Origin of the sequence: Sediminihabitans luteus (genome assembly GCF_002797595.1) — a bacterium.
Lineage (GTDB): Bacteria > Actinomycetota > Actinomycetes > Actinomycetales > Cellulomonadaceae > Paraoerskovia > Paraoerskovia lutea.
Window position 1 is genome coordinate 1,224,357 of record NZ_PGFE01000001.1, and the last position, 15,224, is coordinate 1,239,580.

Sequence of the window (15,224 nt, forward strand, 5' to 3'; positions counted from 1 at the left end):
GCTACCTCTGGGCGCTCGGACGGCGTTCGAGCAGCACCAGCACCTCGGCGTGCGTCGTCTGCGGGAACATGTCGAACAGCTGCGCGCGCACCGGCCGCAACGACGGCATCGCGTCGAGGTCACGCGCGAGAGACGCCGGGTTGCAGCTCGAGTACACGACCCACCGGGCGGACGACGTCTCGAGCCGTGCGCACAGGTCGGCACCCAGCCCACGGCGGGGCGGGTTCACGACGACGACGTCGGGTGCGGCGTCCGCCCCGACCGCGAAGCCGGTCGCGTCGCCGGCCGCGAACCGCACACGCGCGCCGGACTCCCCTCCGAGCCCGAGGTCGCGGGCCGTCGTGCGCGCGCTCTCGATCGCCTCGGCGCTCACCTCGATGCCGGTGACGTCCGCGTCCGGGAGGGCGCGCGCGACGTGCAGCGCGAACCCGCCCACCCCGCAGTACAGGTCCCAGACGCGGGCGGGGACGCCGTCCGCCACCCCGGCGCGCGCGAGGGCCTCGGTCAGCCACGACGTCGCCCCGCGGTAGAGCGCGGCCGCGACCTCGGTGTTGGTCTGGAAGAAGCTCTGCGGGCGCAGGTGCAGGCCGATCCCGTTGAGCCGCATCGTGAGGGTCTCGGCGTCGGTGAGCACGATCTCGCGCTCGCCCTCGACGACGGCACGGTGCTCGGGCAGCAGGTTCACGGACACGACCCGCAGGCCCGGCACGGCGTCGAGCAGCCACGGCAGGTGCTTGCGGATCCGCGCCACGGGCTCCTGCGAGCGCAGCACGAACCGCAGCATGAGCTCGCCGTCGGGCGACTCGGTGAGCAGCAGGTTCTTGAGCTCGCCGCGGCGCGCGGGGACGTCGTACGGCGCGATCGCGGCGCGCGTCACGAACGCCGCGAGCGCCGGCAGGGCCGCGTGGATGCCGGGCGTGTAGAGCCCGCAGTCGCGCAGGTCGACGCCGTGGCCGTCGGGGTCGAGGATCCCGACGGTCGGGGCGTCGACCGTGCCGCCGACGACCATCTTGGCCTTGTTGCGGAACCCGGACTCGCGGCTCGCGTGCGGGTCGAGCCACACGAGTCCGTCGCGGTCACCGAGCACGCCCGCCGCGACGGACTGCTTGGCCGCGAGCTGCTCGGCGTACGGCTGCTCCATGAGCGTGCAGGAGCCGCACCGCCCGGCGGCGAAGTAGTGGCAGTGCATCCGTCGATCCTACGGCGCGGGCGCCGTCGTCCCCGATGAGTTCCCGGGTCGCGGCCGGTCGACGCTCGTGACAGGTTCGCTCCCGCGGACCCCGACCGAGAGGACCACCATGTCGTTCCAGGCCTACCTCGACGCCGTCGAGACGAAGACCGGGCTCACCCCTCGCGAGCTCGTCGACGTCGCGCACGCCAAGGGTCTCGACGCGCCGGGCACGAAGGCCGGCGACATCCTCGCGTGGCTCGCGCAGGACTACGGCCTCGGCCGCGGGCACGGCATGGCGATGGTGCACGTGATCACCAAGGGACCGCAGATCAGCAGCAAGCACGTCGGGACGGACGGCACGCACGCCGACCCGTCCGACACGCTGTGGCTCGACGGCAAGGCGTCGAACCCGAACGCCTGAAAGGTTCGGACTCTCCCCGACACGTACCGGGCGGGGCCCCGACCGGCGGGGCGCGACGTGGGAGCCTGCCATGCCCGCACGACCTGCCCGCCTCGTCGTGGCGTCGACGCTCGCCCTCGCGGCGCTGCTCGCTGGGTGCGGCGGCGCCCCGCCGGTCTCCGCGGACGAGTTCACGGACCTCGTCGCGGGGACGTCCGGCGACCACGAGCCGCCGTCGTCCGCCGAGGAGCTCGCGTCCTGGTCGGACGTCGTCGTCCGGGGCACGGTCGAGGACGTCACCCCGGGCCGGGTCTGGGCGTCGTCCGAGGACGATCCCGCCCGCTCCGAGACAGTGACCGTCGTGGTCGCGGTCGACGAGGTCGAGCAGGGGGCGCTGCCCGCGGGCCATGACGGTCACCTCTACCTCGAGGCGTCGTTCCACGGCGGGGCGGAGGCCGGCGTCGACGCGGTCCCTCGCGGCCTGCGCGTGCAGGTCTACGCCTGGCTGCTCCCCGACGAGACCGGCGAGCCGATCCTCGACCCGGCGGCGGGTCGGCCCGCAGGCCAGCACCTGCACGTCGTCACCACCCCCGAGGGGTGGGTCGTGGACCCCTGACGACCGCCCGGCCGCACACTCACGACGGCGCGCGTGTCGCGGTGCGCGACGGCGCCGGACAGGGCACAGTCGCACCATGTTCGTCGCGCTGCGTGACCTCCGCTTCGCGCGGGGCCGGTTCGTCCTCATGGCGACCGTCATCGTGCTCATCACCTACCTCGTGGTGTTCCTCGCGTCCTTGACCGAGGGCCTCGCCGACGAGTCGACCTCGGGCGTCACGGGACTGCCCGCCGACCAGCTCGCGTTCACGGTGCCGGACGACGCGGAGCCCGCCGGTCCCGGCGGCGGGCCCACGTTCACGGGGTCGCAGGTCACGCAGGACCAGTGGGAGGCGTGGGCCCAGGTCGACGGGGTCGCCGACGCGCAGCCGCTCGGGATCGCGCAGACCCGCGCGACGTCGCCCGCGACGACCGCGGCCGTGACCGCGTTCGGCCTCGCGCCCTCGTCGGGCCTGCTCCCGGTGCCGGACGACGGCGCGGACGCGGTCGACGTGGCGCCCGGGACGACGCTCCTGTCGTCGGGCGCGGCCGACGACCTCGGCGCGGAGGCCGGTGACGTCGTCCGCATCGGGGACCTCGACCTGACCGTCACGACCGTGCTCGACGTCGACGCGTCGTACGCCCACACGCCCGTGCTGTGGACGAGCCTCGAGGACTGGCAGTCCCTCGGGGCGCACCTCGCCCCGGACGCCGCACCGACGACCGTCGCGACCGTGGTCGCGCTCACGACCGACCTCGACGACGACGCGCTCGCCGCCGCCGACACCGACATCGGCACGCAGACCGAGTCCCGGCACGCCGCGAAGAGCGCGATCAGCTCGTACTCGTCCGAGCACGGGTCGCTGCTGCTCATGGAGGTGTTCCTCGTGGGCATCTCGGCGCTCGTCGTCGGCGCGTTCTTCACGGTGTGGACGATCAGCCGCAGCGGCGACATCGCGGTGCTCAAGGCCCTTGGCGCGTCGACGCGCTACCTCATGCGCGACGCGATCGGGCAGGCGCTCGTGATCCTCGCGATCGGCGTGGGCCTGGGCACGTTCCTCGCGGCAGGCACGGCCGCGCTGCTCTCGTCGGTCGCTCCGACGGTCGTCAACGCCTCGACCGTGCTGCTGCCCGCCGCGGTGCTCGTGGTGCTGGGCGTCGCGGGCGCGTGGCTCGCGGTCCTGCAGATCACGCGCGTCGACCCGCACGCCGCGCTGGCCGCGCGCTGACCGCCCGGGCCCGCTGAGCGTCGTCCGACCCCCGCACCGAACCCCGACCCTGGAGCCCCATGGACCTGCACATCGACGGCGTCACGCTCGTCTACCCGGACGGCGAGCAGACGCTCACGGCCGTGGACGACGTGACCCTCCACGTCCCCTCGGGCGAGACGACCGCGCTGCTCGGGCCGTCCGGCTCGGGCAAGTCGAGCCTGCTCGCGGTCGCTGGCGGGCTGACCCGGCCGACGTCGGGCACCGTGACCTTCGGCGACGGCGAGCCCGTGTTCACGCCCACGACCCCGCCCGACGACGCGACGCGCGTGCGCCTGACCCGCATCGGCTTCGTGTTCCAGCAGCCGCAGCTCGTCCCGTCGCTCACGGCCCTCGAACAGCTCGAGCTGCTCTCGCACCTGCGCGGACGCAAGCCCGCCGAACGACGCGCACGGGCGCTCGAGCTGCTCGACGCGGTCGGGCTCGCGCCGTGGGCGCACAAGCGTCCCGGGACGCTCTCGGGCGGGCAGCGCCAGCGCGTCGCGATCGCCCGGGCGCTCGTCGGCGAGCCCGACGTGCTGCTCGTCGACGAGCCGACGTCGGCCCTCGACCACGAGCGCGGCACCGAGATCATCGAGCTCGTGACGTCCCTCGCGCGCGAGCAGGACGCCGCGATGCTGCTCGTGACGCACGACGAGTCGACCCTCGGCAGCGTCCACCGGCTCGTGCACCTGCGCGACGGTCGCCTCGTGTGACCCGTCAGTGCGACGGCATCTCGAGGCAGCCGCCGTCCGCGATCCCGCCGCCCGCCTGCACGTCGAGCCGCCCGTCCGGGCCGACCCCGCCGTAGACGCAGCCGTCGCCCGCGACGAACCCGAAGCCGACCGTGTCGACCAGGTCTCCCGACGCGTTCCGGTCCACGACCTGCACGTCCGCGTACCCGAGGTCGGCGAGCGCCGCGACGACGTCGTCCGCGGCCACGGCGTCCGACGTGCGGGCCAGCGGGGCAAGGGCCTCCTCGACGGCGGGCACGGCCGCGAGCGCCCGGGGATGGTCCTCGGGCCCGCCCGCGCGCTGCCGGTACGCCTCGTTGGAACCCATGAGCGCGTCCGGGTCGTAGGGCACGCAGCCGGGGTCCGTGCCGCCCGGGGCACCACCGGCGCCGTCGCCGAGGTCGGGGCACGCTCCCGTGGGTTCGACCGTGCCTGACGGCGTCGCGGCGCCGTCCTCGGCCGCGGACGGCGGGTCCGGGTCCGCGCCCAGCGCGTCCCCGAGCGACGAGCCGACCACGACCAGGAACCCGAACCCGGCGAGCACCGCGAGCAGCACCACGCCCGCGAGCACCCAGGAGACCGTCCTCGCGGCGCGACCGCCCTCGCTGCTCTGGTGCGACATGCGTCGAGCCTGCCCGTGCCGGTGCGCCCGGGCAACCGGTCGGGAGCCGACGGTCGCGACGCGAGAGACGTCGGGTGCTACGGGTCGAGGTGCTACCGGTCGCGGCGGGACGTCGAGGTGCTACACGTCGAGGCCCGAGTCGAGGCGTGCGGTGGCGCCCGCGAGAGCCACCGTCACCGCGCCGAGCGCGAGCCCGACCCGCGTGTGCGGGGCGCGCACGCCGCGCGCACGCATGCGCTCGCCCCACCGGTAGGCCGCCTTCTCACCGACCACGGCGACCGCGGCGGTCGCCCCGAGCACGAGCACGAGCCCTCCCGCGAGGACCGCGCGCCCTCCCGGGGTGACCCGCACGGGCACGTCCTCGTCGAGGGACGGCAGCGGGTTGTCGGGGACGTCGTCGAGGTCGGGAGCCCTGTCGAGGTCGGGAGCCCTGTCGAGGTCAGAGGCCGCATCGAGGTCGGAGGTCGCGTCGCGGTCGGGAGCCACGTCGAGGTCGGGAGCCGCCGGTCTGTCGTAGTCCTCTGTGTGGTCGTGGGCCTCCGCATGGTCGGCGTCCTCGGCCTGGTCGAACGTCGGGACCGGTGCGTCGTGCGCCGGGTCGGACGCGTCGAGGTTCCCGTCGAGCACGTCGCGCAGCTGCTGGACCGCGTCGCTCGTCCGGCGGCCGTCGTCGGTGCACGTCGCGACGAGCACCATCCCGGCCGTCATGACCGCGCTCTTCGCGAGCGCCCGCGCTCCCCTGCCGTGCAGGACGTCGGGCACCGCGTACCAGGCGAACGACGTCGCCCCGAGGATCGCGGCGGCGCGCGCGTCGAAGGTCAGTCCGCCGTCAGGCTGGGTCGCGGGCATCCGTGCTCCTTGGGTGTCGACCGCCCGGGGGTCGTGGCGGTCCCTGCTTCCAACGGGTCGCCGCGGTCCAGGGTTCCCGGTCGCGGCGGCCCTGTCATCGCGCGCTGTCATCGCGCCCTGTCATCACGCCTCGTCGTAGCGCCCCGCGGCCGAGGGCTTCGTCGTCCGGGGCGGGTCCACGCCGTCAGGTGGTCCGCTGCGTCAGGTGCACCGTCACCTCGTCGCCCTGCTCGCCCTTGCCGATCGCGGTGCAGATCGCGGCCCGCAGCGGCAGGAGGTGCTCGCCCGTGCCCGACGGCATGAGCGTGACCGCCGCCTCGTGACCGTCGAACGTCGCGACGACCTTGACCGCCCGACCGGTGCCGAGCAGCTCCGCCGACCTCTCGACGAGCAGGAACCGGGCGAACGGACCGTCCGTGCGGATCGGTGCGGTGAACGTGATGTCGAGGGGCTGCGGTTCTGCGAGGGCCATGGTCCGAGCCTGCCAGGTCGTGCGCGGCGCGCCACCTCGACGTCCGCCCGAACGCCGGCTCGCTCGGCAGCATGACCGTCGGAGCGCCCGAACGCCCGCCAGTCCTGGCCGTCCGGCTCCGCGGGAACACCCGGCGCCCGCCCCGTGTTGGAACCGTCCCGACGAACGCCTGCCCGACGAGCTCCCGGAGGCCCCGTGACCGCGCCCGCACCGACCCAGACACAGCCCCAGACCCAGACCCAGGAGCCGACCCCCGTGGCCCCGCTGCCCTCGATCACCGTGCAGGCCGAGCGCCTCGTCGAGCTCGGCGTCCCCCGGATCGCCGGCATGACGCCCGCCGCGTTCCGCGCCGCGGCCACGGACCTCGCCGCCCGCGTCGGTGACGACCGCGACCCCGCCGAGGACCTGCTGCTCGTCGTCCACCCGACGGTGGCTCCGGCGTCCGCCCTCGCGCCGCTGCTGCGTCTGGGCGACAAGCCCGGCTTCGTCGTCGTCGACATGGCGGACGTCGACCGGTTCGCCCCCGTCGAGGGCGTGACCCTCCCCGACGGGCCGCTGTACGTCGTGACCGCGCCCGCGCGGGGCGACGAGATGGCGAACTGGTCGCCCGACGAGGCGCTGCCCGCGATCACGGGCACTGGACGCACCCCGCTCACCCTCACCGAGGGCATCGCGTGGGCCCTCCAGGTGCCCGACGTGATCGAGCGCAACCACTGCTTCATGACCATCGGGTCGCGGCTGCGCAAGCCCACCGGGCGGCTCGACGCGCGCACGCCCGCGCTGTGGATCTCGAACGGCACGGGGCGCGACGGCACGGAGAACCGCGGCGCGCCGAAGGTCGGGTGGTGCTGGGCGGGCAACCGGCACACCTGGCTCGGGTTCGCGTCGGGTGCCGGACGGCGCTGACCGGGCCTGCGTCGTGCGGGTCAGACCGGTCCGCGCTGGTTCCGTCACCCAGCCCGGCCCGGTCTGGTAGCCCGGGCCAGACCAGAGTCCTAGTGTTCATGCATCACGTCGAATCCGCGGGCCACGGTCGTCACCGTGCAGGAGACCAAGACGACGCAGTCGCGCCTCCGCGCGCGCGAGTTCGGCACGCTCGACACCGGGGTGCCGGACGCCCTCTTCTCGCCCCTGCCCGAGGAGGAACTCACCGCATGGGAGTGACGTACCTGCCCGGCGTGGTTCCGACGCTGCGGTTCCCCGCGTGATGCGATCCATGGGTCGTGCGCTGCGCGTCCCGGATGGCTGCGCCCGCACAGTTGACGGCGCGAAGAGGAGCAGCTGGTGATGAGGAATCGAGCAACGGCGGCTGCGATTGCCGGGGTCGTCGCGGTGCTAATCGTCGGGGGTTGCTCGGCGGAGCCGGTCGTGCACTCGGAGATGGACGGACCGATGTCGCTCAGCATGGGGAACTCGGGATCCATCTCGATCCGCGCCCCGCGGAACCTTCCCACCACTCACGAGTGGAGCGGGACATTCGGGACCTTCATCCCGTGCATGACGACGGACGACGGACCAGCCCGAGTGACCGGACTGGAGTTCGCCGACACCACCGGCCCGGAACCCGTATCGGCCGTGGCGTACGCCCGCACCTTCGACCCCGCGACCGACACACCGATCGGGAGCATGCGCGGAAAGGCGACGGATCTGGACATCGGGTCGACGCAGCTGCGGGAAGGCACCGAAGGGCTCGACGTCAGCGCGACATGTAGCGACGACCTCGGGTTCGAGGGCCCGCTGACCGACGAGATCCTGATCAGCCTCACCGCCGACGAGCGCGGGGCCCATGTGGGGGACGTGACCGTGACATACCTCCTGGCAGACGGATCCGAGCACGCGGTTCGGACGTCGTGGGACTTCTACCTGTGCGGGTCCGAGGCCCCCGAGGAGCTCTGCTAGCCGGGAGAGAGCGAGGGCGCGACTTCCTCGTCAGCGGTGAGGCTCGCGGCATGGTGACCGCCCCGCACGCACCCCCGGACGCGGCGCACCGCGCGGGCGAGGATGATGGGTCGCGTGACCACGACTACCGCAGGACCGACCGAGAGCACGCGCAACCTCCGCGCCGCGATGTTCGTCGACTTCGACAACGTGTACATCGGGCTGCGCCGGCTCGACCCGGCCGCCGCGGAGGCGTTCGCGACCGACCCCGGGCACTGGCTCGCCGAGCTCGAGACGGGCACCGACGCCGACGGCGACTTCACGCGACGGTTCCTCGTGCGCTCGTGCTACCTCAACCCGTCGGTCTTCTCGCAGTTCCGACCCAACTTCACGCGCGCCGGGTTCCAGGTCGTCGACTGCCCGTCGCTCACGCAGCAGGGCAAGTCGTCCGCCGACATCAACCTCGTGCTCGACGCCGTCGACGCGCTCGCGGCCGACACCCGCTACGAGGAGTTCGTGATCGTCTCGGCCGACGCCGACTTCACGCCCCTGCTCCAGCGCTGCCGCGCCGACGACCGCCGCGTCACCATCATCACCGCGAGCCCCGCCGCGAGCGCCTACCGCGCCGTCGCGGACACCGTCATCACGGCCGACGACCTCGCCGAGCTCGTCACGGGCACCGCGGGCGTGCTCGACGACGCCCCCGTGGCGCAGCCCGCCCCGGCGCGCACCTCGCGCGGCCGGTCGGGCGGATCGCGCGGCCGCGGCCAAGGCCAGGGCCACGCCAAGGCCGAGCCGCCGGCTGCGACGTCCGCGGCCGAGACGACGCCCGCCGGGACGGAAGCCCCCGCCCCGGCACCCGCGGCCGACGACTTCGAGCTGCTGCCGTTCTCCCCCGCCCGGGCCGTCGTGCTCAAGCGCGTGCGCGCCGCCGACCGGCCGCTCACGCTCGGCGCCGTCGCGCAGGTCGCGCAGAAGGCCGACCCGGCGCTCGCCGGCTCCGACTGGGCCGGCACGGGCGGGTTCGCGGCGTGGCTCGCGCACGAGGTGCCCGAGGTCGGAGTCTCCTCGCGCCCGCCGGGCCACGTGTGGGACCCGGCGCGCTTCGGCGAGGCCGACATCCCGGGCGCCACGACCGACACCGACCCGAGCGCGCTCCAGCGCCAGGTCACCGCGGTCACGGACGTCCCCGGCCTGAGCCCGCAGAACTACCGGGCGCTGCTCACGGCCCTCGCGGACGACGTCGCCGCGCACCCGTTCGACCGTGCCGCGACGTCGCGGCGCGTCCGGGACGCGTGCCAGGAGGCGGGCGCGCCCGTGGGCCGCTCGACCGTGAACTTCGTGATCTCGGGCGTGCTCTACGCCGACGTCACCCTCGGCGACGGCCCGAGCGCGGCCGAGCTCGCGGCCGCGTACGCGGACCACGTGGTCGGGCTGTGCCGGGGGGCGCGCATGGACCTGAGCCCGGGCGACGTCGCGGCGCTGCGCGCCTGGGTCGGCGGCGGTCTGCTCGACGACTGACCGACGCGCGGCTGACGGTCCTGGGCATCCGGGACCGTCAGCCGAGGCGCGACACCGTGCCTTCCTGCTTGACGACGAGCGAGCCGTCGATCGCGAGGGGCGCGTCACCGTACCCGTCGGTCAGCCGCACGGACCATGCGCGCGAGCCGTCGGCGAGGTCCCACGCGACGAGGGTCGCGGTCACGTCCGAGCCCCACGGGGTGGACGGGTCGTCCGACTCGGACTCCCGGTAGCGCAGGATGCGCACGATCGCGTGCGTCCCGTCGGTGTAGGCGGCGTCGATGAATCCGTCCTCGGGCGACTCGGTCGTCCACAGCTCGTCGCCGGTCGTGAGGTCGATCCCGACGACGTCGGGCGAGCGGACGACGACCGCCGTCCCCGCCGTCTGGACGAGCACCTGCCACACGCCGTCCCCCGACGACCAGAGGGGCTCACGGTCACTGTCGAACGCGCGCAGCGCGCCGTTGATGACGCTCCCCGGCTTGGAGACGAGCGTGGTCGCGTCCGCGGTGCCGTCGGAGGCCATCGGTTCGAGGATCGTGCCGTCGGGGTCCCACAGGGTCTCGCCGGCCGCGTCCACGACCGTCGACCGGCCCTGCGAGCCCGTCAGCACGACCTTCCCGTCGCCCAGCGGCCGCACCTCCTGGACCTCGCCGCCCTCGAACGGCCGCCCGTCCAGGCCGAAGGTGCCGCCCACGCCGCACCCGGAGACGCGGATCGTCGCCGGCCCCTGGGAGACGTCGAGACGGTCGGGCTCGACCTCGATCGAGTCGAGGCCGTCGTTGACCACCACGCACGCGGTCAGGTCCCCGCCCGCCTCGAGGACGGTCTCCTCGACGACCTCTCCGGACCTCGCGTCCTCGAACACGACGCGGACGTCGCGCGGCCGGAGCCTGCTCGCGAGGCCGTCGATCTCGCCCGTGAGCGCCGCGACCTGGACCTCGTCGAGCTTCTCCACAGGAACAGGCTCCCCGAGCCGCGTGGCCGAGACCAGGAGGTCGCCGAACACGGTCGCGGCGAGGTCGGTCGGGTCCGCGTCGACGCTGCGCTGCGCGACGACCTCCCCGTCGCGGTCCAGGACCACGACCTCGCGGGCGTCGGCCTCGCCGGCCAGGCACACGAGCTGGTCCGACCAGCGCTCCTCGCCCGCCCGCTCGGGGTCACCGCACTGCGTCGCGGTGCCGAGGTCTGCCTGCCAGCGCACCTCGCCTGTGGCCGGGTCGAGGGCGCGCACGCCGTCACCGACGACGAGCGCGAGGTCGTCCCACGCGAGGAGGGTCGACCCGACGTCGGCCGGGGCCGACCAGAGCGACGCCGGGGCGGTGGACATCGGGAGCAGCCCGCCGGGCGCGGCGACCCGCTGCGCCTCGAGGTGCTGCGAGTGCAGGCGCGCGCCCGTGAACAGGACGCCGACGATCCCGAGCGCCCCCGCGACCAGGGCCCAGCGCGGGACGGTGCGGCGTCGGCTACTGCGCCGGGCGTCAGCGGGGGCTTCCCCCGGCCCGGCGGCGTCCGCCACGTCCTCGCCGACCGGCCCGTCCGGGCCGGTCGCGTCGCGCGGCGGTTCGGACGCGGTGTCGACGAGCTCGAACACCACCGTCTCGTCCTCGTGCTGGTGCCGACGCCGGTGTGCCACGTGTCGAGCCTAGTCCCTGCGGGTGGCGCGCGACCGCCGGTCGGTGCTCAGCCCAGGCGCTCCAACGCCCCGTCCACCAGCAGGAGAACGGCGCCGTCGACCGCCGTCAGCACGGCGTCACCCTCGATCGGGACCGTCCAGTCCGCCGATCCGCTCTCGAGCCGCAGCGCGGCGAGCCGTCCGTTCGTGGGCGGGCCGCCGTTCGACGTCGCGGTGCGCACGATCGCGTGCTCGCCGTCCGTGAGCCCGCCGGCGACGAACGTGTCGGCGCGCATCGGGAGCCTCCAGACCTCGTCGCCGTCGTCGAGGTCGAGCGCGACGATGCTGGTCGGCCCGCTCATCACCACGGTGCCCGACGCCTGGACGAGCAGCGTCGCGCCGCTCACCGTCCTCGACCACAGCTCACGGTGCGAGCCGTCGAACGCCTTGACCACCCCCGACGGCTCGCGCACCAGCACGACGTCGCGCGACGCGCCGTCCGACGCGACGGGCCGCAGCACCTCCCCCTCCGGCCGCCAGACCTCGGCCCCGTCGGCGTCGACGACCGCGCCCCACGACCCGGCCGACGCGCGTCGCTGGGACGTCCCGTCGCCGAGCGCGACCACGCTGTCGCCAGGGACCTCGGGGTCGTCGAGCCGGACCCCCGTGGGCGAGAGGTACGCGTCGAGCCCGCAGTCGGCGAGCACGAGCACCCTGCCGTCGTCCTCGACTCCTGGAGCGGCGGTGGTCTCGCCCGGGCACGCCTGGTCCTGCGGCGTCGGGTCGACCCGGGTGACGGCGAGCGCCTCGCCGGCGCGCACGTCGCGGATCGTGACCTCGACCGCGCGCACCGTGGCCAGGCCCCGGGTCGCACCGTCGACGGATACCCGGGGCACCGTGATGCTCCCGGGGCCGTCGACCCGGCGGATCTCGGCGACCACGCCGTCGCCGGCGACGGCGGCCACGCCTGCGACGTCCTCGAACGTACGCTCGCCGAGCGTCCTACCGCGGTCGTCGAGCACGGTGGCCGTCGCGTCCCCGTCGACCGTCGACACGCACGTGAGCGTGCGCGTCCACGACCCGTCGACGGTCGTGGGGGATCCGCACGCGGGCTCCTTGCCCAGCCGTGCGGTCCACCGCTCCTCCCCCGTGCCCGGGTCGATCGCGACGACCTCGGTGCCGACGAGGAGCGTGGTCTCGTCCCAGCGCTGCATCGCGACGTCGCCCACGCCGTCCGTCGTCCAGAGCACGGACGGCGCGGGGCCGAGCGACGTGACCCCTCCCTCGGAGTCCGCGAGACGGTCCTCGACCGATCGTTCGTGCCACCGGTCCGCCGCCGCCATGGCCCCGACGACGCCGACCACGACCAGACCGGCCAGCCACCAGCGGACCCTGCGTCGTCCGGCCCGCGCGGCCACGCGCGATTCCTCGGCGGGCGCGGCGGCCGGCGGGTGAGCGTCGTCCGGCTCGACCGTGTCGAACTCGAGGACCACGTGGTCGCGGTCTCGTCTCCCCTGCCGCCTCGTCATGCCGCGAGGGTACCGATCCAGCCGCCCGCCGCGTCGCGGCCTCCGGTGAGCGGTCGGGTCAGTACCCCTGGTACCGCCCGGGGCGGTGGTTCATCGCGAGGATCAGGTTGAGCAGCACGGCCCCGCCGGCCGAGATCAGCACGGTGCCGGGGTCGACCACGGCGAACGACGCGAGCACCACGAGGCCGTCGAGCACCATCTGCACGTACCCGGCGCGCAGCCCCGCGCGCTCCTGCAGGATCAGCGCGACGATGTTGAACCCGCCGAGGCTCGAGCGGTGCCGGAACAGGATGAGCAGGCCCACTCCCGCGAGCACGTTGCCGGCGAGCACGCCGTATGCGGTGGGCAGCTCGAGGTCGCCGAACATCGCCGGGTGCAGCGAGCTGAGGGTCGAGACGATCGCGATCGAGATCCCGGAGCGGATCGTGAAGTCCCAGCCCTTCTTGCTGATCGCGAGCAGGAAGAACGGCAGGTTGACCAGCGCGAACAGCACCCCGAACGGCACGTCGACGGTGTACCCGAGCAGGAGCGACAGGCCCGCGGTACCGCCCGTGACGGCGCCGACCGAGTGCAGCAGGAACAGCCCCAACGAGACGACGAACGTCCCGGTGAGGATGCCGAGCGCGTCCTCGAGCAGGCTGTGCTTGAGGTCCGCGGGGGCGGGCGAGGTCATGGGTGGTTCTCCTCAGCGGTGCGTGCCCGGCGGGGGTGGTGCGGGCGGCAACCATCCTGGCACGCACTGCCCCCACCGCCGAACGCGCCATCCGTCACGGATTTTCGCCTCAGAGCGGTACGGATCGCACGTTCGGCGGTGGGACGGTGGGGCAGTCAGCGGGGGTCGTCGGTGCGCAGCAGCGCGTGCCGGTGCATGTCGTGCCACCCGTCCGCGTGGCGGACCGACGCCCGCTCGGTGCCCTCGCACGCGAAGCCTGCACCCTCGGCGACGGTGCAGGACGCCGCGTTGTGCGTCGAGTGGTCGAGCACGAGTCGCTGGAGCCCGGCCTCGTCGAAGGCCCACCGCACGACCGCGCGCAGCGCGGCGGTCGCGATCCCGCGGCGCCGGGCCGCAGGGGCGACCCAGTACGCGACCGTGCCGACGCCCGCGTCGAGGTCGAGGTAGTTCAGGCCGCACCGGCCGACGAGCTCGCCGCCCGCCGTGACCGCCCACTCGGCACCCGACTCGGTCGTCCACAGGTCGCCACGCGCGACGACCCACGCCCGGGCCTCTGGCAGCGTCATGCTGCGCACGTGCCACCGCTGCACGGCCGGGTCGTCGTACACGGCCGCGACCGCGGGGGCGTCGTCCGCTACCCAGGGGCGCAGGTCGAGGACCGCGCCCGTCGGGGTCGTGGTGCACAGGTGCGGCTGCGCGCGCGAGCTCAGGGTTCCGGGGGCGACGACCGGCGCGACGAGGGAGGGCACGCGGTCACGCTATCGGCTCACGCCCCCACCGCCGAACGCGCCATCCGTGACGGGTTTTCGCCCCAGAGCGGTACGGATCGCGCGTTCGGCGGTGGGCCGGGCGGGCAGCGGGCAGCGGTGGGCGGCGCGGGCGGTTCACGCCCGGCCCGTGCGTTCGAGCACGCCGCGCAGGTACGCGGCCTGGCCCGCGTGCTCCAGGGCGTCGACGGCGACGCTCACGAGCCGCACGCCGAGCGTCACGGGCGGGTCCCAGCGCTCGTCGACGACCTCGTCGAGGGCCGCGTCGTCGAGGTCGGCGAGCACCTCGGCCGACTCGTCCCCGACCGCCCGCAGGTACCCCACGAGGAGGTCGGCGGGGGCGCGGACCGCGGCGACGTCGTCCGCGGTGTGGCCGTAGCCCATGGCCGCGTCGTCGAACGGCAGGTCGAACCGCCGGGCCCAGCCCTGCGCCGTCCACACCTGCTCACGACCCACCGCGGCCGCGACCTGCACGTCCTGCTCACGCGCGACGTGCCACGCGAGCCAGGCGAGGGTGTTCGCGGCCGGGTCGAGGCGGGCGGTCAGCGCGTCGTCGTCGAGCCCGTCGACGGTGGCCGTGACGGCGGGGACGATGCGCCCGAAGAGGTCCTGGAGCGTCGCGACGCCGCTCATCGCACCGGCCCGCCGCCGAAGGTCTGGAGCAGCAGGTCACGCTCGGCGTCGGTCAGGTTGGTCGCGACGAGCGTCGCGCGCACCCCGTGGAACCGCTCGCCGAGCAGGTCCGGGTCGCCCACCTCGTTGATCAGGAACAGCGCGGACGTGCCCGGCGTGACCTGCTCGCGCACCGCGTCGAGCTGGTCGTCGGTGATGCCCATGCCGTTGAGGGCCTTGCTGATGCCGCCGACCGCGGCGCCCGCCGCCGCGCCCACGAGCGGCAGGAAGAACAGCGCGCCGAGCAGCATGCCCCAGAACGCCCCCCACCCGGTGCCGCGCACCGTGTCGTCGTGGCTGTGGTGGGTCGACGGGCGACCGTCGCCCTCGGGCCACGAGACGACGACGTGGTCGACGACCGTGACCAGCCCCTCGGAGGCGGCGCGCTTGAGGATCCCGGCGGCGACGTCCGCGCCCTCCGGGTCGTCGAACTTCCACACCGTGAACCTGGCCATGCGCACTCCTTCGTCGTCGGGCGCC

At 74.5% G+C, this 15,224-nt stretch carries 18 protein-coding genes; 8 read left to right on the top strand and 10 right to left on the bottom strand.

Annotation, left to right across the window (positions count from 1 at the left end):
* Position 1 precedes the first annotated feature (1 nt).
* Complete coding sequence (rlmC, locus tag CLV28_RS05720; protein ID WP_100422210.1) at positions 2–1,189, bottom strand: 23S rRNA (uracil(747)-C(5))-methyltransferase RlmC; 1,188 nt, start codon at positions 1,187–1,189, stop codon at positions 2–4.
* A gap of 109 nt (positions 1,190–1,298) precedes the next feature.
* On the opposite strand from rlmC, the gene CLV28_RS05725 reads away from it, so the two are divergent.
* The 4 genes from CLV28_RS05725 to CLV28_RS05740 all read left to right on the top strand — a co-directional run bounded on the left by CLV28_RS05725 (position 1,299) and on the right by CLV28_RS05740 (position 4,128).
* Positions 1,299–1,592 carry a DUF4287 domain-containing protein gene (locus CLV28_RS05725; RefSeq protein ID WP_100422211.1) on the top strand — a complete coding sequence of 98 codons (294 nt, stop codon included), beginning with the start codon at positions 1,299–1,301 and terminating at the stop codon, positions 1,590–1,592.
* 70 nt (positions 1,593–1,662) lie between these two features.
* Positions 1,663–2,187, top strand: a complete 525-nt coding sequence (locus CLV28_RS05730; protein ID WP_157802521.1) for a hypothetical protein — start codon at positions 1,663–1,665, stop codon at positions 2,185–2,187.
* 76 nt (positions 2,188–2,263) lie between these two features.
* Positions 2,264–3,394, top strand: a complete 1,131-nt coding sequence (locus tag CLV28_RS05735) for an ABC transporter permease (protein WP_100422213.1) — start codon at positions 2,264–2,266, stop codon at positions 3,392–3,394.
* Between the two features lie 59 nt (positions 3,395–3,453).
* Positions 3,454–4,128, top strand: coding sequence for an ABC transporter ATP-binding protein (locus CLV28_RS05740; RefSeq protein ID WP_100422214.1), 675 nt, complete (start codon positions 3,454–3,456; stop codon positions 4,126–4,128).
* 4 nt (positions 4,129–4,132) lie between these two features.
* On the opposite strand, the gene CLV28_RS05745 is transcribed toward CLV28_RS05740, so the two are convergent.
* The 3 genes from CLV28_RS05745 to CLV28_RS05760 form a co-directional block, all read right to left on the bottom strand.
* Positions 4,133–4,768, bottom strand: coding sequence for a hypothetical protein (locus tag CLV28_RS05745; protein ID WP_100422215.1), 636 nt, complete (start codon positions 4,766–4,768; stop codon positions 4,133–4,135).
* Positions 4,769–4,888: 120 nt separating this feature from the next.
* Positions 4,889–5,617, bottom strand: a complete 729-nt coding sequence (locus tag CLV28_RS15450) for a hypothetical protein (RefSeq protein WP_157802522.1) — start codon at positions 5,615–5,617, stop codon at positions 4,889–4,891.
* A 184-nt stretch (positions 5,618–5,801) separates the two neighbouring features.
* A complete protein-coding gene (locus CLV28_RS05760; RefSeq protein ID WP_100422218.1) occupies positions 5,802–6,089 on the bottom strand; it encodes a DUF1905 domain-containing protein in 288 nt (95 codons plus the stop codon).
* A 195-nt stretch (positions 6,090–6,284) separates the two neighbouring features.
* Between CLV28_RS05760 and CLV28_RS05765 the strand changes: the two genes are divergently transcribed.
* The 4 genes from CLV28_RS05765 (at position 6,285) to CLV28_RS05775 (ending at position 9,488) form a co-directional block, all read left to right on the top strand.
* The gene (locus CLV28_RS05765; RefSeq protein WP_239073287.1) at positions 6,285–6,995 is read left to right on the top strand and encodes a DUF5701 family protein; all 711 of its coding nucleotides are present in this window, start codon (positions 6,285–6,287) and stop codon (positions 6,993–6,995) included.
* Positions 6,996–7,130: 135 nt separating this feature from the next.
* Positions 7,131–7,253: a hypothetical protein gene (locus CLV28_RS16190; protein WP_275405076.1), complete on the top strand. Its 123-nt coding sequence runs from the start codon at positions 7,131–7,133 to the stop codon at positions 7,251–7,253.
* A 120-nt stretch (positions 7,254–7,373) separates the two neighbouring features.
* Positions 7,374–7,988, top strand: a complete 615-nt coding sequence (locus tag CLV28_RS05770) for a hypothetical protein (RefSeq protein ID WP_100422219.1) — start codon at positions 7,374–7,376, stop codon at positions 7,986–7,988.
* Positions 7,989–8,102: 114 nt separating this feature from the next.
* Positions 8,103–9,488: an NYN domain-containing protein gene (locus CLV28_RS05775; protein ID WP_157802523.1), complete on the top strand. Its 1,386-nt coding sequence runs from the start codon at positions 8,103–8,105 to the stop codon at positions 9,486–9,488.
* 37 nt (positions 9,489–9,525) lie between these two features.
* On the opposite strand, the gene CLV28_RS05780 is transcribed toward CLV28_RS05775, so the two are convergent.
* From CLV28_RS05780 to CLV28_RS05805, 6 genes are all read right to left on the bottom strand, one after another.
* On the bottom strand, positions 9,526–11,124 hold the full coding sequence (locus tag CLV28_RS05780) for an outer membrane protein assembly factor BamB family protein (RefSeq protein ID WP_100422221.1): 1,599 nt from the start codon (positions 11,122–11,124) through the stop codon (positions 9,526–9,528).
* Positions 11,125–11,171: 47 nt separating this feature from the next.
* Complete coding sequence (locus CLV28_RS15455; RefSeq protein WP_157802524.1) at positions 11,172–12,632, bottom strand: PQQ-binding-like beta-propeller repeat protein; 1,461 nt, start codon at positions 12,630–12,632, stop codon at positions 11,172–11,174.
* A 58-nt stretch (positions 12,633–12,690) separates the two neighbouring features.
* Positions 12,691–13,305: a YitT family protein gene (locus tag CLV28_RS05790; protein ID WP_100422222.1), complete on the bottom strand. Its 615-nt coding sequence runs from the start codon at positions 13,303–13,305 to the stop codon at positions 12,691–12,693.
* A 155-nt stretch (positions 13,306–13,460) separates the two neighbouring features.
* Positions 13,461–14,054, bottom strand: a complete 594-nt coding sequence (locus CLV28_RS05795; RefSeq protein ID WP_100422223.1) for a GNAT family N-acetyltransferase — start codon at positions 14,052–14,054, stop codon at positions 13,461–13,463.
* 135 nt (positions 14,055–14,189) lie between these two features.
* The gene (locus tag CLV28_RS05800) at positions 14,190–14,705 is read right to left on the bottom strand and encodes a mycothiol transferase (RefSeq protein WP_100422224.1); all 516 of its coding nucleotides are present in this window, start codon (positions 14,703–14,705) and stop codon (positions 14,190–14,192) included.
* Positions 14,702–15,199 (bottom strand): DUF1269 domain-containing protein, encoded by a 498-nt coding sequence (locus CLV28_RS05805; RefSeq protein ID WP_100422225.1) that lies wholly within the window; start codon positions 15,197–15,199, stop codon positions 14,702–14,704. The genes CLV28_RS05800 and CLV28_RS05805 overlap by 4 nt, the downstream gene beginning before the upstream one ends.
* Positions 15,200–15,224: the final 25 nt, after the last annotated feature.